Annotated in this window: 14 protein-coding genes; 9 read left to right on the forward strand and 5 right to left on the reverse strand. The window is 41.0% G+C overall.

The window, feature by feature from the left end; all coding sequences use genetic code 11:
• The first annotated feature begins 56 nt into the window (after positions 1-56).
• The 5 genes from lepA to F0145_RS16490 all read left to right on the forward strand — a co-directional run bounded on the left by lepA (position 57) and on the right by F0145_RS16490 (position 5,753).
• The gene (gene lepA, locus F0145_RS16470; protein WP_150089903.1) at positions 57-1,844 is read left to right on the forward strand and encodes a translation elongation factor 4; all 1,788 of its coding nucleotides are present in this window, start codon (positions 57-59) and stop codon (positions 1,842-1,844) included.
• 71 nt (positions 1,845-1,915) lie between these two features.
• Positions 1,916-2,182: a DUF433 domain-containing protein gene (locus F0145_RS16475; RefSeq protein WP_317133185.1), complete on the forward strand. Its 267-nt coding sequence runs from the start codon at positions 1,916-1,918 to the stop codon at positions 2,180-2,182.
• Positions 2,183-2,282: 100 nt separating this feature from the next.
• Positions 2,283-3,164 (forward strand): bifunctional 5,10-methylenetetrahydrofolate dehydrogenase/5,10-methenyltetrahydrofolate cyclohydrolase, encoded by an 882-nt coding sequence (locus F0145_RS16480; protein ID WP_150089905.1) that lies wholly within the window; start codon positions 2,283-2,285, stop codon positions 3,162-3,164.
• A 7-nt stretch (positions 3,165-3,171) separates the two neighbouring features.
• A complete protein-coding gene (locus F0145_RS16485; protein ID WP_150089907.1) occupies positions 3,172-3,825 on the forward strand; it encodes a 7-carboxy-7-deazaguanine synthase QueE in 654 nt (217 codons plus the stop codon).
• Positions 3,780-5,753, forward strand: a complete 1,974-nt coding sequence (locus F0145_RS16490; RefSeq protein ID WP_223816118.1) for an OmpA family protein — start codon at positions 3,780-3,782, stop codon at positions 5,751-5,753. The genes F0145_RS16485 and F0145_RS16490 overlap by 46 nt, the downstream gene beginning before the upstream one ends.
• A gap of 88 nt (positions 5,754-5,841) precedes the next feature.
• On the opposite strand, the gene F0145_RS16495 is transcribed toward F0145_RS16490, so the two are convergent.
• Together F0145_RS16495 and F0145_RS16500 are read right to left on the reverse strand one after the other, a co-directional pair.
• Complete coding sequence (locus F0145_RS16495) at positions 5,842-6,165, reverse strand: glycine zipper domain-containing protein (protein WP_150089909.1); 324 nt, start codon at positions 6,163-6,165, stop codon at positions 5,842-5,844.
• Between the two features lie 673 nt (positions 6,166-6,838).
• Entirely contained in the window at positions 6,839-8,128 is a 1,290-nt protein-coding gene (locus tag F0145_RS16500) for a citrate synthase (protein WP_150089911.1), read from the reverse strand.
• A gap of 675 nt (positions 8,129-8,803) precedes the next feature.
• Between F0145_RS16500 and F0145_RS16505 the strand changes: the two genes are divergently transcribed.
• Positions 8,804-9,994 (forward strand): porin, encoded by a 1,191-nt coding sequence (locus tag F0145_RS16505; RefSeq protein WP_150089913.1) that lies wholly within the window; start codon positions 8,804-8,806, stop codon positions 9,992-9,994.
• Positions 9,995-10,228: 234 nt separating this feature from the next.
• Here F0145_RS16505 and F0145_RS16510 read toward each other — a convergent pair whose 3' ends face one another.
• Entirely contained in the window at positions 10,229-10,624 is a 396-nt protein-coding gene (locus F0145_RS16510) for a group III truncated hemoglobin (RefSeq protein WP_150089915.1), read from the reverse strand.
• Between the two features lie 240 nt (positions 10,625-10,864).
• Between F0145_RS16510 and F0145_RS16515 the strand changes: the two genes are divergently transcribed.
• Together F0145_RS16515 and ccoS are read left to right on the forward strand one after the other, a co-directional pair.
• Positions 10,865-13,333: a heavy metal translocating P-type ATPase gene (locus tag F0145_RS16515; protein ID WP_150089917.1), complete on the forward strand. Its 2,469-nt coding sequence runs from the start codon at positions 10,865-10,867 to the stop codon at positions 13,331-13,333.
• Complete coding sequence (ccoS, locus tag F0145_RS16520; RefSeq protein ID WP_150089919.1) at positions 13,330-13,494, forward strand: cbb3-type cytochrome oxidase assembly protein CcoS; 165 nt, start codon at positions 13,330-13,332, stop codon at positions 13,492-13,494. The genes F0145_RS16515 and ccoS overlap by 4 nt, the downstream gene beginning before the upstream one ends.
• A 130-nt stretch (positions 13,495-13,624) precedes the next feature.
• Here the strand turns inward: ccoS and F0145_RS16525 are convergent, their stop codons facing one another.
• The gene (locus F0145_RS16525) at positions 13,625-14,737 is read right to left on the reverse strand and encodes a fatty acid desaturase family protein (RefSeq protein ID WP_150089921.1); all 1,113 of its coding nucleotides are present in this window, start codon (positions 14,735-14,737) and stop codon (positions 13,625-13,627) included.
• A gap of 595 nt (positions 14,738-15,332) precedes the next feature.
• Here F0145_RS16525 and F0145_RS16530 point away from each other — a divergent pair.
• Entirely contained in the window at positions 15,333-15,572 is a 240-nt protein-coding gene (locus F0145_RS16530; protein ID WP_150089923.1) for a hypothetical protein, read from the forward strand.
• 134 nt (positions 15,573-15,706) lie between these two features.
• Here the strand turns inward: F0145_RS16530 and asnA are convergent, their stop codons facing one another.
• Entirely contained in the window at positions 15,707-16,747 is a 1,041-nt protein-coding gene (gene asnA, locus F0145_RS16535) for an aspartate--ammonia ligase (RefSeq protein WP_150089925.1), read from the reverse strand.
• Positions 16,748-16,839: the final 92 nt, after the last annotated feature.

Here is a 16,839-nt window from a genome sequence, read left to right on the forward strand (position 1 = left end):
TTTAATACTATAATTAAAAGCAGAATTCTTACCTTTGTATTTCGTATAAAGCTAGTATGAAGAACATTCGGAATTTTTGCATTATTGCGCATATCGACCACGGAAAAAGCACCCTTGCCGACCGTTTACTAGAGTTTACCTCTACAGTAGCGGAACGCGAAATGCAGGACCAGTTGCTGGATAATATGGATTTGGAGCGGGAGCGGGGGATTACCATTAAAAGCCACGCCATCCAAATGAATTATCATTATAAAGGTGAAGATTATGTGCTGAATTTGATTGATACGCCGGGCCACGTGGATTTTTCGTACGAAGTGTCGCGGTCGATTGCCGCTTGTGAAGGTGCGCTTTTAATTGTAGATTCTTCCCAAGGAATTGAAGCCCAAACCATTTCTAACTTATATTTAGCCATTGGCAATGACCTAGAAATTATTCCGGTTTTAAATAAAATAGATTTACCGCATTCCATGCCGGAAGAAGTTTCGGATGAAATTATAGATTTAATTGGCTGCGATAAAAGCGATATTATTCATGCTTCCGGTAAAGCCGGTATTGGTATTGAAAATATATTAAATGCCATATGCGACCGCATTCCGGCTCCTAAAGGCGATCCGAAGGCACCGTTACAAGCCCTCATCTTCGATTCGGTTTTTAACTCTTACCGCGGTATTGAGGTTTATTTCCGGATTATGAATGGTACCCTTAAAAAGGGCGACAAAGTAAAATTCGTAAATACTGGCAAAATATATAACGCCGACGAAATTGGCGTATTAAAGCTAAACCAGGAACCGCGCGAAGAAATGCGGGCTGGCGATGTAGGCTACCTTATTTCGGGTATTAAAAATGCCAAAGAAGTTAAAGTTGGTGATACCATTACCACCGTAGAAAATCCCACGCAGGAATCTATTCAGGGTTTTGAAGAAGTAAAACCTATGGTATTTGCCGGTATTTATCCGGTAGAAACCAGCGAGTTTGAAGAACTCCGGTCGGCTATGGAAAAATTGCAGCTGAACGATGCTTCTTTGGTTTGGGAGCCGGAAAGCTCTGTGGCTTTAGGTTTTGGTTTCCGTTGCGGATTCTTAGGTATGTTGCACATGGAAATTGTGCAGGAGCGCCTAGAGCGGGAATTCGACATGACGGTAATAACCACCGTACCAAGTGTTCAGTTTAAAGTATTCTCGACCAAAGGCGATGAAATTACCGTAAATGCGCCTTCCGATATGCCGGAACCGAATTACATCGACCGGATTGAAGAGCCATTTATCAAAGCTCAAATTATTACCAAGTCAGATTACGTGGGTGCCATTATTTCGCTTTGTATGGATAAGCGGGGCCAGATTAAAAATCAGAATTATTTAACCTCAGATCGGGTAGAAATGGTGTTTGAGATGCCATTAGCCGAAATTGTGTTCGACTTTTTCGATAAACTAAAAACGCTTTCCCGCGGCTATGCTTCCCTGGATTACGAACTAATTGGCTTCCGGACTTCGCACCTGGTAAAATTAGATATTATGCTGAACGGCGAAAAGGTGGATGCTTTAAGCGCCATTGTTCACCGCGATAAGGCTTACGATTGGGGCCGCCGGTTGTGCGAAAAGTTAAAAGAATTATTGCCGCGCCAAATGTTCGAAATTGCCATTCAGGCAGCTATCGGGCAAAAAATCATTTCCCGCGAAACTATTTCGGCCATGCGCAAAAACGTTTTGGCCAAATGTTACGGTGGCGATATTTCCCGGAAACGAAAACTCCTGGAAAAACAGAAAAAAGGTAAAAAACGGATGCGCCAGGTGGGTAACGTAGAAATACCGCAGGAAGCGTTCCTAGCCGTTCTGAAGTTGGATTAATCTAAAAGTCCACAGGTGTTAAAAGCTTGTGGACTTAATTTTTAATACCTTTTGCTTTGGATTAATAGTAATTGAAAAAGGATTTAACCGAAAGTAAAAAGCAGCATTTTATGAATTACCTGGATCGAATTACGATAAACCCTGAAATATGCCATGGTAAGCCATGTATTCGGGGAATGCGTTGGCCCGTAGAGGTAGTGCTGGATTTATTAAGCTCAGATATGACTAAAGAAGAAATTCTGGCGGATCATCCGGAACTGGAAAAGGAAGATTTAATTGCCAGTATAAATTTTGCTAAACTACTGCTATCTGGTAAATCGTTGCAAGAACTTGCTTAATGAAAGTTATTTGCGATGTGCATATTCCTTGGAAATAAGTAAACTTTGAAACTTTTAATTTCTAATTCATAATTCATCATTTCTAATTTATAATTCAAAAGTGGAACTCATCGACGGTAAAAAAATATCAGACCAAATTAAAGAAGAAATTGCTGTAGAAGTTGAAAAATTAAAAGCCAGCGGTGGGAAAACCCCGCACCTGGCAGCTATTCTGGTGGGCAACGATGGCGGCAGTATTACTTATGTAAATAATAAAGTGCTGGCCTGTGAAAAAGTAGGTTTTAAATCTACCTTAATCCGGTACGAAGATTCGGTTACCGAAGAAGAGTTATTAAACAAGGTTCAGGAAATAAACAACGACCCTGATATTGACGGATTAATTGTACAGTTGCCGCTGCCTAAGCACATTTCTTCGGATAAAGTGACGGAAGCTGTTTCGCCGCAGAAAGATGTAGATGGCTTTCACCCGGTTAACGTGGGCCGCATGGTAGCCAATTTGCCAGCCTTTTTACCGGCTACACCCGCCGGCATTCTGGAACTATTAAAGCGCTACGAAATCCGGACCAAAGGGAAACATTGCGTGGTAATTGGCCGCAGCCACATTGTGGGTTCACCGGTTAGTATTTTAATGGCCAAAAGTGCTTATCCGGGTAATTGTACCGTTACCATTTGCCATAGCCACACCCACAATTTAAAAGAAATCTGTTTACAAGCCGATATTATTATTGCTGCTCTTGGCAAACCCGAGTTTGTTACGGCCGATATGGTAAAAGAAGGCGCAGTTGTAATAGATGTGGGAACCACCCGGGTTGCAAGTAGTGTTACCAAATCGGGCTTTAAACTGAAAGGCGACGTGAATTTTGAGGAAGTAGCACCTAAGTGCAGCTTTATTACGCCCGTTCCGGGTGGCGTTGGCCCCATGACCATTGCTTCTTTACTGCTGAACACCTTAAAATCAGCCAAAAAAGAAGTTTACGCTTAATATTTAATTGGAAACTACAAAAGAAATAAATACAGCTTCCGTTTATTCTGTACCACGGGATGGCAGCATTCTGCCGGTGATGGAGGCTTTTTATACCGTACAAGGCGAAGGTTATTATTCCGGCCACGCAGCTTATTTTATTAGGTTGGCCGGTTGCGATGTGGGTTGCCATTGGTGCGATGTAAAAGAATCGTGGGATGCGGAACTGCATCCGTTAACGCCTTTAGACGAAATTGTAGCCGGTGCTTTGGCGTATCCGGGACGGTTGGTAGTAATTACCGGCGGCGAACCGCTGATTTATAACCTGACTCCGTTAACGGCTAAATTAAAGGCAGCCGGCTTCCAGATAAATATCGAAACATCGGGAGCATATCCGTTGTCCGGAAATATTGATTGGGTTTGCTTGTCGCCGAAAAAATTTAAACAGCCAGTGGGCGAAATATTACCACAAGCCCAGGAACTTAAAATAATTGTTTTTAATAAAAGTGATTTTAAATGGGCGGAAGATTACGCAAGCCAAGTAAGTCCGGCTACCCGGCTTTACTTACAGCCCGAATGGAGCCGGCACACCGAAACGCTTCCCCTGATTATAGATTACGTGAAGGAGCATCCGAAATGGCAAATTTCCCTGCAAACCCACAAGTACATGAATATTCCTTAAGCATGGGGAAGAGCGGCATTCTCTTATTTTTTTTCTTGTTATTTTCCGGCTTGGCCTTCGGTCAGCAAAAGCAGCTTTCCACTTCCTCTAAGAAAGCGGCTGAGTTGTATAACAAAGCCGATGAATATGTGCGCGCCCGCAATTTTCCGAAAGCAATAGAAACGCTGAACGATGCCAAGAAAAAAGATACGGCTTTTGGCGAGGCTTATTTAAAATTGGCCGGCATGTATAAAGTGCTGGGCGACAGAAAACAATCTTACGAGAATTACAAATCAGGTTTAAGACTAATTGCGTTTACACCAGCCCTGATGCAGGAATATTATGCATTTGCTGACTTAAGTTTGTCGCTGGGGCAGTATGGTTTAGCCAAAACTAATTTCGAGAAATTTTTACAGGCTTCAGCAAAAAGTACCAAAGCGGCTAACTACGCGCAGGCGCAACTCAAAAATATTGCCTTCGCCGAAACCGCTATGCGCAACCCCGTCAGTTTTGCCCCACAACGGTTAACCGCACCTTTTAATACCTTTGCTTTACAATATTTTCCAGCGCTAACAGCTAACCAGCAGCATATTTTATTTACCGCCCGCATGGGCAACAAACCCGAAAACGACGAAAATTTATTTGTATCGGCCCGGAGAGAAGAAGGCTGGACCGAACCGGTTTCGATCTCACCTAATATAAATACGCGCTACAACGAGGGCACCGGCAGTATTTCGGGCGATGGCAAAACCTTGGTGTTTGCCTCTTGCGACCGGCCCGATTCTTTTGGTAACTGCGATTTGTATATTTCTTACCGAACCGGCGAAAAATGGTCGAAGCCCGTTAATTTAGGCGAAACGGTAAATGGTAAGGGCTGGGATTCGCAACCGTGCCTTTCTGCCGATGGGCGCACCATGTATTTTTCTTCTATTAGAGCCGGTGGGCAGGGCCGCGAAGATATTTGGGTAACTACTTTGCAGGAAGACGATACGTGGTCGAAGCCGGAAAATTTGGGGCCAAACGTAAATACAACGGGTAACGAAAATTCGCCTTTTATTCATTCCAGTGGTTCTACTTTGTACTTTGCCAGTGATGGGCAAGTGGGTTTGGGCGGAACCGATATTTTTAAAGTAACCACCGATGCTACCGGCAAATGGCTGCAGCCCGAGAACTTAGGGTATCCGCTTAATACCTACGAAAACGAAAATTCTATTTTTATTACCACCGATAACAAAACCGGGTATTATTCGCGGCAGCAAACCAACCAGCAAGGGCCTAACACCATAGAGTTGTACCAGTTTGAAGTACCGGCCGCCTGGAAGAGCAGGGAAGAAAGTACATTTGCCCAAGGCCGGGTATTTGATGCAAAAACTAAGAAACCATTGGGCGCGACCGTGCAGTTGTACGATGTAAGCGCTGATAAGCTGGTACAGCAAGTTAAAAGCGATGCGGTTTCGGGTGATTATACCACGGTACTAACCGAAGGGAAACAATATGCTTTATATGTTTCTGCCCCTAAATATTTGTTAAAAAGCTTAAGTTTTGATTATTTAACCAGGAAAGACTTTAATCCGGTAACTTTAGATGTGTACCTGGAGCCCATAACCAGTGGCGCCGCTATTGTGCTGAATAATTTGTTTTTCCCGACGGGTAAATTCAACCTTGAGTCAAAATCGAAGACTGAGTTAAACAAGCTTATTCAGTTTTTGAGCCTGAACAAACAGGTTAAAATCGAAATATCCGGCCATACCGATGATGTAGGGGAACAAGCGGCCAATGTAACTTTATCTAAAAAGCGGGCGCAATCGGTGTTGGAGTACTTAAACCAGCATGGCATTGCGCGCGACCGCATTGTAGCGGCAGGTTACGGCGAGTCGAAGCCGGTTACTAAAAACGATTCCGAAGAAAACCGCCAACTTAACCGCCGTATTGAGTTAAAAATTATATAGGCTTTGCTTATAAATTTAAATAATGCATTAACTAAAAAGACCGCTTTTGGGCGGTCTTTTTAGTTAATGCATTATTTAAGCATCTTGCTTATTTATCCTGCTTTTTATTTTTATCAGCGTACTGTTCGTAACGTTGCGGGTCTTTTTTACGGTCTTTCTTGCGGCCAATAGCACCGCCAGCTACTGCACCTGCTGCTCCACCAACAATAGCGCCGCGGGTACCGCCTCTTTTACCAGCAATTACCCGGCCGGCGGCTGCTCCGGTTGCCCCGCCAATTACCGCACCTTTCGCTTTTTTACTCCAGCCTTTCTTTTCCGGTTCGGGTTGGCTGCTGCTTTGAGCCTGAGACGGATTACTGCTTAATAAGATAAATGCAAATACACTTGCTATATAGATTTGGAAATTTTTCATAGTTGTAAATTTTTAGGTTCACTAAATATTTGCCTATTAAACGCATCGTAATGATTAGTGGTATTGGATATTAATTAGATAGCAATAGTATAGCTGTAACTTACTTTAAAAAATTATATTTTTAATTAATTTAAGTAAGCTTGAAAATAGCATTGAATGGTAGGATTAATATTTTAGATCCAAAGCCGAACAAGTTTAAAAGGGTTAATACGAGTAACCATTTAATGACTTTTAGTTTATTTATCGGCCTTTTGTTAAGGTTTACCTGTTGTTTAAGCAGGTTCACCGAAAATTTTACACCTGTGGGTTTTTAGCTTATATCTTTGAATCAAATAAAAGCCCTGATACCCTGATAAACACCTTTTAAAGTTAATTTTTAGTTAGCCATCCGGAATTAACCGGATGGTTAAAATTGGGGGAGCTTTCTTAGTGTATTTGTGAGCAAAGGTTGTTTACCGGTAGTGTTGGAAGAGGCGCGTAAATCACCGGTAAAAAATATTAGTTGGTGTTTGGAATAACGGCGTAGCCGGCAAGAATTATAATTCAGGATTAGGTTAATTATAACCTTTATGGCTTAAAAAGATTTTTCATAGTAACAATTTAGTTGGTTAATAACTGAAAAGCCGGCATTAGCCGGCTTCTCTTTTTTATAATACCATCTAAATATTAAGTTCTAATTACGGTTGTTAATAGGGGTATAATCCCGAACAGATTGGCCGGTATAAATTTGGCGTGGCCGACCGATTGGTTCTTTGTTCTCCCGCAATTCTTTCCATTGGGCTATCCAGCCCGGCATCCGGCCTATAGCAAACATTACGGTAAACATTTCGTTGGGCAAACCAATGGCTTTGTAAATAATGCCGGAATAAAAGTCAACATTAGGGTAAAGCTTGCGATCTACAAAGTAGGAATCTTGTAAGGCGGCTTGCTCCAGTTCTTTAGCAATATTCAGGGTAGGGTCGTTTACACCCAAATTATTTAAAATATTATCGCAGGCTGCTTTAATAATTTTGGCCCGCGGATCAAAGTTTTTGTAAACCCGGTGACCAAAACCCATTAACCGGAAAGGATCATTTTTATCTTTGGCTTTTTCTAACCATTTCTCGGAGTTGCCGCCATCTTGTTTAATGGCTTCCAGCATTTCAATTACTTCCTGGTTAGCGCCGCCGTGCAATGGTCCCCACAAAGCATTGATGCCCGCCGAAATAGAAGAATATAAACTGGCTTGCGAAGAACCTACTAAGCGCACCGTAGAGGTTGAGCAATTTTGTTCGTGGTCGGCGTGCAGAATTAATAATTTATTCAAAGCATCTACTACCACCGGGTTAATTTCGTAATCCTGCTCTGGTGTAGAAAACATCATGTGCAGGAAGTTGGAACAATAATCCAGGTTTGCTTTAGGCTGAATAAGCTGCTCGCCTCTACCGTGTTTATAAACCCAGGCCGCAATAGTAGAAATTTGGGCAATAAGCCGGGTAATATTTAAGGCAATCTGTTCTTTCGTCTGGTTAGGCTCTACCGATTCGGGATAGAAGGCCGTGAGCGAGCTAACCAAAGCCGATAAAATGCCCATTGGGTGCGCATTAGCCGGAAAACCTGCCAGAATATTCTCTAAACCTTGGGGTAAACGGCTGTGTTGGCTAAGTTGACTGCTGAAACCATCGAGTTGGGCTTGGGAAGGAAGTTCGCCGTAGATAAGCAGGTAAGCTACTTCAATAAAAGAAGAATTTTCTGCCAGTTGCTCAATGGGGTAACCCCGGTAATGCAAAATACCTTCTTCTCCATCCAAAAAAGTAATAGCACTGGTAGTAGCACCAGTATTTTTATATCCTGAATCAAGGGTTACAAAACCAGTTTTAGCACGCAAGGATGATATATCTATGGCTTTTTCGTTTTCAGTACCTACTATAACAGGCAATTGGATTGACTTGCCTTCAATGATTAGTTCAGCGGTGTCAGACATATAATATGGTTAGGGTTAAGATATAATCAGTATACTCGTCGGAGCGAAATTATGTAAAAATGCAGAAAGATGAAATGAATTCAATATTTAACCAGCATTTAATTTAATAATATTTACGGTACTCACAAATGTGCTTACGATTTCGGGCTAGCTGCAACTATTAAATATTAGTTAGTTAAACATTATTTATTAAAACACTTTAGTCCTTCTAAATACTTCTCCTTTTTCACTAAAAACAAGTCTTACATCTTTTCCTGTAATTTTTTAATAGCCTTTTGATAAATATTGTTTGGATTTTATTTTATACACCACATTTAGATAGGTGTATTCTGACTATTTGTATATAATATTCAAAAGTAGCTTTAAAAATGAATGAGATTTTAGATTTAATAATCTTGTTCATTCCCGTTAGTTAAAAAAAATGTATTAAAAGGATTGTTTTAGATTAAATAAATTAATTAACCATTAAATTAAAGGTCAAATTATGATAAAAAACTATTTTTTTTAACAATATGCTTAAAATATGAAGGTATATTTTACATTTGTGTAGAAAAACAGAACAAAGTACATAAAAAATAAGGTGCTTTGTTTTAAGATTAAGATTCAGTTGAAAGCAGTTGTATTCTGCCGACAGACTATTCAGATGTAAAATTTAAACTTATATATAAAACCCTTATGAAAAAGAAACCTTTACTGTTATCTCTGCTAATAGCTTTTACGAGCTTTCAAGTTGCTGCCCAGCATACCGACTCGGTTGCTGTAACTACTACTCCCGAAGCAACTCCGGCAACCGGCGCCTTATCTATAAATGGCTACGTAGATGCTTATTATTTTAATAACTTTAATAACCCGCAATCGGGCTTAAACCGGGGCCGCATTTTTGATTTGCCAACCAATACTTTTTCTTTAGGTTTAGTACAAACCATGTTTACGTATACTTACGGTAAATCAAAAGTAGTTGCCGATTTAACGTACGGTCCTAATGCCGATTTGGGAAACTTTGGTAACTACCGCAGTTTAAATACCAACCAGGATAATATTACTTCTTCTTCGTTTGCTATTAAACAAGCTTATTTAAGCTACAACATTACCGATAAATTAGCTTTTACGATTGGGCAATACGGAACCCACATTGGTTACGAGCTGATAGATGCGCCGCTAAATTTTAACTATAGTTTATCTTATTTGTTTGGCAACGGCCCTTTTTACCACACCGGGGCTAAATTTGATTATGCTGTAAACGATAAACTGGGCCTGATGGTGGGCGTGGTGAATGGCTGGGATATGCTCATGGATTTAAATAAACAAAAATCAGTTACTGCCCAGGTGCACCTGGCGCCGGTAGAAGGTTTTCATATTTACGCCAACTATATTGGTGGCGATGAGCACGATGGCAAATCATACTTTGGCTCTATTAAAGGTTCCCGTACTAATTTATGGGATTTAACTACTTCTTTCCAGGCTTCCGATAAAGTTAAATTTGGTGTAAATGCTGCTTATGGGGCTTATTCTACCGGGGCAAAAATAGTAGACGATACCGACCCGTATTCAGAAGATGCTACCTGGAAAGGCGGAGCTGTTTACCTGAACTTTGCAGCTTCTGATAAATTTGGACTGGGCTTCCGGGCCGAGCGTTTTGAAGACCCAAGCGGCGTGCGTTACTTTGGCCCTTTTAAAGGCAATGAATTTACTTTAACCGGCGATATTAAATTAGCCGACGGACATTTTAACCTGAAACCAGAACTTAGAATTGATACCGCAAAAGATAAATATTTTGAAGATACCAATGGCAACCTGACCAAAAAATCGCAGGTAACTATAGGTGCCGCCTTTATCTATACTTTCGATTTTACACCTGGTAAATAATGCCAAAATAATATTTATTAAGCGAAACCAGCACTGCACTTAAGTGTACATTATTGTAGTCATCCTGAGCTTTTCGAAGGATCTATAACAGCATTAAATAATTATTAGATCCTTTGAAAAGCTCAGGAGGACCGCAATAGCTTAAGCGCATTAACCAATTGATATTATTATAATACGAATGTTAAATCTGTAAGCTCCCGGTTTCTGGTTAATTACCGGAAACCGGGAGCTTTTTTATTTAGCGGCTACGCCAATAGCCGCGGGCATTAAACCTAATCTTACCTGGAAAACGGTGGCAATATTTAAAGCTTTGCTTTTAGCTTCGTCGGCTAAAACACCAGTAAAATCTGCGTCTACAGTTTTATTAAACAAGTGCAGCCATTGCGCAAAATGCTCGGCGCGCAAATTTAAAGTAGTGTGTTTCGGGAACGGAAAACCTTTGTAAACGGCTTTACCAAAAAGTAAGGTCTCCCAGAAATCGTACATATTGGGCAAATGCTTGGGCCAATTTACCTGTGCCTGATCGTTAAATATTGGGCTGAGCATGGGATCGTTGTTTACCCGGTCGTAAAACTTATCAACCAACAACTCTATTTCGGGCCGTCCTTTAATTTCTATTCTGTTTTCCATGTAACCTGTTTTCTATTTTTATACCGGATGTCGCCAGCAAAAACCTGCTGCGATATTTAATCTTATGCTGAATATTGCTAATTCATGCTAATCCGGAGCTATTAAACAAAATCTTACCAAAACAAATTTCCGGTTTAACGGCTTTCTGCCACATGAGCAAAGTCATTGGTTGCGTTGATTTACCTCATCTACCGCCGGGCTAAGGGTTTGTAATATTGCATTTGCTTAAGGAGAAAACCCATGCAAGTTACGGCTTCAACCCAAATAAAAGAGCATTGCTACCATTGCGGCGATGAATGTACCACCACTCCAATATATGCCGAGGAAAAAGCATTTTGCTGTACCGGCTGTAAATCGGTATACGAATTGTTGTACGCCAATAACCTGTGTACCTATTATAACCTCGAAGCCGGCGAGAAACCGGGCGTAACCGTAACCGATGAAGCAGTAGATTTAAATAAATTTTCTTACCTCGACGAAGAGGTGGTGCTGGGGCAGTTGCTAAGTTTTAAAGACAATTCGCTGCATAAAGTCCTTTTCCAGATACCGGGCATGCACTGCAGTTCCTGCATTTGGCTCCTCGAAAATTTATTTAAGCTCGATGCGGGCATTATTCAGTCCAGGGTTAATTTTCTGCGGAAAGAAATTAGCATCTCGTACAACCCGGCCAGAACCAAATTAAGTGCTATTGTAACTTTACTGCACAAAATTGGCTATGCGCCCACCCTTAACCTCGATAATTTATCGGGAAAGAAAAAGAAGAAAGATTATTCCATATTTATCCGGTTGGGCCTTACCGGCTTTTGCTTTGGCAATATTATGTTGCTGAGTTTCCCGGATTATTTTTCACTTACCGATGAAGTGAACCGCGAACTTGGTTCTTTTTTCGGGTACCTGAATATTTTAGTCAGTCTGCCGGTTTTACTGTACGGTGCGCCGGTATTTTTTAAATCGGCCTTACAAGGTTTAAAACAAAAACACATTAACCTCGATGTGCCCATTAGCTTAGGTTTGCTTTCGTTGTTCCTGGTTAGTTTGTACGATATTTTTACAGCTAATGGCCCGGGCTTCCTCGATTCGTTTACCGGCCTGGTATTTTTTATGCTGATTGGCAAATACGTGCAGCAGCGTACTTACGATGCTTTGGAGTTTGACCGGGATTATAAATCTTATTTCCCAATTTCGGTTACCACGCTGGAGAAAGGTGTAGAAAAAATAATATCGGTCAAAGAACTGGTGCCGGGTAAACGCATCCGCATCCGCAACCAGGAACTGGTGCCCGCCGATGCCATTTTGTTAAGCGGCCAAGCTTTTATCGATTATAGCTTCGTTTCCGGCGAATCGGTGCCGGTGCCCAAAGTAGTCGGAGAAATAATTTACGCGGGCGGGCGGCAAACCGGCGAAAGCATTCAGCTGGAAGTGATAAAAGATGTTTCGCAGAGTTATTTAACCCAGCTCTGGAACAACGATATTTTCCGGAAAGAAAGTAGTTACGCCAGCTTTGGGACTTATGCGCACAACGTAGGTAAATATTTTATCTCGGTTACCTTACTTATTGCTTTGGGTGCATTAATTTATTGGGTGCCCCGCGACCACGATATGGCCATAAAAGCTTTTACCTCGGTGTTGGTTATTGCTTGCCCTTGTGCTTTGTCGTTGTCTACGCCGTTTACGCTATCTAACGTGCTGCGCATTTTTGGCAAGCACAAATTTTACCTAAAAAACGGTGAGGTAGCCGAAAATCTGGCCAAAGCCGATACCATTGTTTTTGATAAAACCGGCACTTTAACCGTCAGCAACCAAACCGATGTAACCTACCACGGCGAGTCCTTAACTGCTTACCAACAGGAATTAGTAAAATCGGTATTGCAGCACTCAACGCATCCATTAAGTCAGCGGGTTTACGAATCGTTAATGGGGGCGGTTAAACCGGTAGCAAACTTTAAAGAACTGGCAGGCAAAGGCGTAGAAGGGGAGGTAAATGAAATACTTGTACGGGTTGGCTCTGTATCTTTTGCGGGCAATAAATACCAGCAGGCAAATCGGACGAACCGCGAAACCAGTGTTTATGTGCAAATTGGGGAAGAACAACCGGGCTACTTTGTTTTTGGCAACCATTACCGCGAAGGTTTAGCAGCATTAATCCGGGAACTACGCAAAACCAAAATGCTGGCCGTATTATCCGGCGACAACGATGCAGAGAAAAGCAACTTACAACTGCTTTTCGGCGAAGATTCCGATTTATTGTTCAACCAATCACCTTCCGATAAACTGGCTTACATCGAAAACCTGAAAAAAGAAGGTCGGCGGGTAATTATGGTAGGCGATGGGCTGAACGATGCCGGTGCTTTAAAAATGAGCGACGCTGGTATTTCGGTAACCGATACCGTAAATGGTTTTTCGCCGGGCTGCGATGCCATTCTGGATTCTGGTAGTTTTAGCCGGTTAGCAGATTTTCTGCGGTTTACGCAAAACAGTTTGCGGGTAATTTTATTTAGCTTCGGCGTATCTTTTATTTACAACATTATTGGTTTAACCTTGGCTGTAATGGGCAAATTCTCCCCGGTAATTTCGGCTATCCTCATGCCAATTAGTTCTATTAGTGTGGTACTGGCCGCCGTAATTGGCGTGCGCATTGTAGCCTGGCGCATGGGTTTAACCCGAGCAAACAAAACAAAATATTCAACCATTAATGCTTTACCCGTATGACCATTATTTATTTATTAATTGCCATAAGCCTTACCGTTGCGGTCATATTTTTAAGCTCTTTTTTGTGGGCAGTTAAATCCGGACAATACGAAGATGATTACACCCCATCGGTACGGATTTTATTTGAAGAAGAAAAAGAAGAGCAACCGCATCAAAATTAAATTAGGTTCGGTTGCCCGAAGAGTAACTGCTGTTGTTAAAGTATAGCATAAAAAAGAAAGCCCAACTTAATTAGTCGGGCTTTCTTTTTTATGTATTTAATATATTATCCGGATTGTTACACTTAAGCTTTTATCCGATGGCTGTGTTCCAATCGGGGAGGCGGCCAAACCGGTGCAAGGTAGCTAAATGCGATTTAAGGGCTTGCCCGAAAGTAGGGTTAACCATGTACGGAATATTAAACTCCGCCGCCGTTTCTTTTACAATGCTGGAAATATTGGGGTAATGTACATGGCAAATCCGCGGAAATAAATGGTGTTCTATCTGGTAGTTCAGGCCGCCTACGTACCAGCCAATAAATTTATTATCCGGCGAAAAATTAACCGTGGTATTTATTTGGTGTATCGCCCAGTCGTTTTCAATGTTGCCTTCGCTGTTGGGCAGCGGGTGGCTAGTGCCTTCTACGGTGTGGGCCAACTGAAATACCACCGTTAAAATAATGCCGGCGGTAAAGTGCATCAGCAAGAAACCAACCAAAACCTGAACAAAAGGAATATTAAAGAAATAAATAGGCACGCCAAATATTACCAAAAAGTAAAAGATTTTACTTGCTGCTATTTTAAGTACCGTTATAATGTTTTCTTTTTTAGTCTGCGGATTTACACCTTTTTTGGTAAACTGAATAAATTGAATGGCATCTTTGGCCAGCACCCAATATAAAGTAAGCAAGCCGTAAAAGAAGAAAGCGTAAATATATTGTAATTGGTGGTATTTTTTTACCAATGTATGCGGCGAAAACCGCAGCACCAACCGGTCTTGAATATCTTCGTCGAGGTGCGCAATATTAGTGTAAGTATGGTGCAGAATATTGTGTTGCAATTTCCAGTTAAACACCGAACCGCCTACTAAATTAAGGCTGTGCCCCACCAGGTAATTTACCGTTTTGTTTTCGGAATAAGCGCCGTGGTTGGCATCGTGCATAATGCTCATGCCAATACCGGCTATGCCTAAGCCCATAATAAACCAAAGCAGCAAACTTATACCCCAACCCGGCTGAAACATTAAAAGCAACACAAATGGCAAAGCATAAGTAAGCAGCAAAACAATGGTTTTTAAAACCATGCTGCCGTTGGCATGCCTCGAAATTTGCTGATCAGCAAAATACTGATCTACTCTTTTTTTCAGGGTAGGGTAAAAACTACTTTTATTCGGATTAGTAAATTTTACACGTTTGGTGGTTTGCATATAAACAGAAATAAATATACTGAAGAAAGAGAGCGGGATGGTTCAGGAAAAAAAATCCTGTAAGCAGCTCGCTTTCCAAAACTAAATAATTATTACCAATAAATACGTAATAGTTAGTTAATTATACTTAGATAACCCGCTTGTGTATATAACAGTTCAATCCATTTACAACGAGAGGTCGGGTGCACAAAAAATTAATTAACCTAAATTATGTAAATCTATCATGAAATTTAGGAGATAAAATTTCTAACTGCCAAGTAATTAAATTTCTTTTAACAGGTTTAGCTATTGCAAATGAAGATTAATAACCAACCGGATCGGCTACAATTAAAATAATTGATTTATAATTACGGATTATACCCGCAAACTTCTGATAAAAAAGCCAGTCTAAACGTTATGCCTTAACAATAATTACCTTAGAATATTGAATTGAAAATATAATAATAAAACTATTGTGTATTTAATTGTTTTTCTATTATTAACGGAATATTGTGTAAATATTATAATACAATAAGGTTGTTAATGAAAATTTAACATTTAATTACGGTTACTTTTTTTGTTCCTGCGTATTAAGCTCAGAACAACTTTAAATAATATGAACAATTTAGAAAAATTAACACCTCTATTAACCGAAGTAGAAGAAATTAAAAAGCTGCGGCAACTGGTAGCCGATTTTAATCCGGCGGACGGAAGCCTGGAAATAATATTTAACTTACCTGGTAATAAAAGTGTACGGGTGCCTATAAACAGCAAAGTTAAAATGCGCTTATTCTCGAAAGAAGTCCGTAATTACCTGGCCGAGGAACAATTACTAAGACAATGCAAAGAAGATTAACGGGCTATGAAGTGTAAAATATTAATACCCGTATTTAAATAAAGAAGGCTCTTACGAAAGAGCCTTCTTTGTTTTTAACGCCTAATATTCAAAATATTATTTGCCAAAATATTCTGCAACAGCGTAAGTGATGGTTACAATAAAATAATATTATGTTCCTGGCACTTTTCTACCAGGTCGTCGGGCCAGAGACTTGATTGTACTTCGCCGATATGGGCTTTTCTTAAAAAATACATGCACAACCTTGATTGACCAATGCCGCCGCCAATAGTTTGGGGCAATTGGCCGTTCAGGAGCATCTGGTGCCATTGCAGGTTAGCGCGCTCTTCGCAACCAGCCAATGCCAACTGCCGCAACAACGCTTCCTGGTTTACCCGAATTCCCATTGATGAAAGTTCGAAAGAACGATCTAGTAACGAATTCCAAACTACAATATCGCCGTTTAAACCGTGGTAACCCGGTTCCGATTCGGTAGTCCAGTCATCGTAATCAGGTGCCCGGCCGTCGTGCTTTTGGCCGTTAGATAATTTTCCGCCAATGCCTATAATAAATATGGCGCCAAATTCTTTAGCAGCGCGATCTTCGCGCTCCTTAGAAGTTAAATCCGGATATTGCCGGAGTAAATCTTCGGTATGAATAAAGGTAATATTTTCAGGGAGTTGCGGTTCCAGTTCCGGGTATTCTTCCGAGAGCAAATATTCCGTTCTTTTCATTACGCCGTATAGCCGCTCTACAATTTTTTTCAGAAAATCCAGGTTGCGTTCTTCCGGTTGCATTACCCGTTCCCAATCCCACTGGTCCACGTACAGCGAATGAATATTATCTAAATCTTCGTCCGGCCGGATGGCGTTCATATCAGTATACAACCCAAAACCCGGCTTTATCTGGAGTTTTGCCAGCATCAGGCGTTTCCACTTTGCCAACGAGTGCACAATTTCGGCGTGAGTTTCCTGCATGTATTTTATCGGGAAGCTTACCGGTCTTTCTATTCCGTTCAGGTCATCGTTAATGCCGGTTCCTTTTAATACAAATAATGGCGCGGTAACCCGCCGCAAGCGTAACTCCGCCGATAATTGCCGCTCAAAAAAGTCTTTAGTCAGTTTTATGGCTTTCTCGGTACGGGCAAGATTAAGCAGCGGTTGGTATTGCTTCGGAATGTAAAGGTTTTGGCTCATGCAATAAAAAGTAAATTCAAAAAATTTAGAATGAAAGGGCAATATAAAAAATAAGCGTTACCGTTTTATGTAAGGCAGCAAAAATTAGCTTT

This window comes from Adhaeribacter rhizoryzae (genome assembly GCF_008629685.1).
GTDB lineage: Bacteria > Bacteroidota > Bacteroidia > Cytophagales > Hymenobacteraceae > Adhaeribacter > Adhaeribacter rhizoryzae.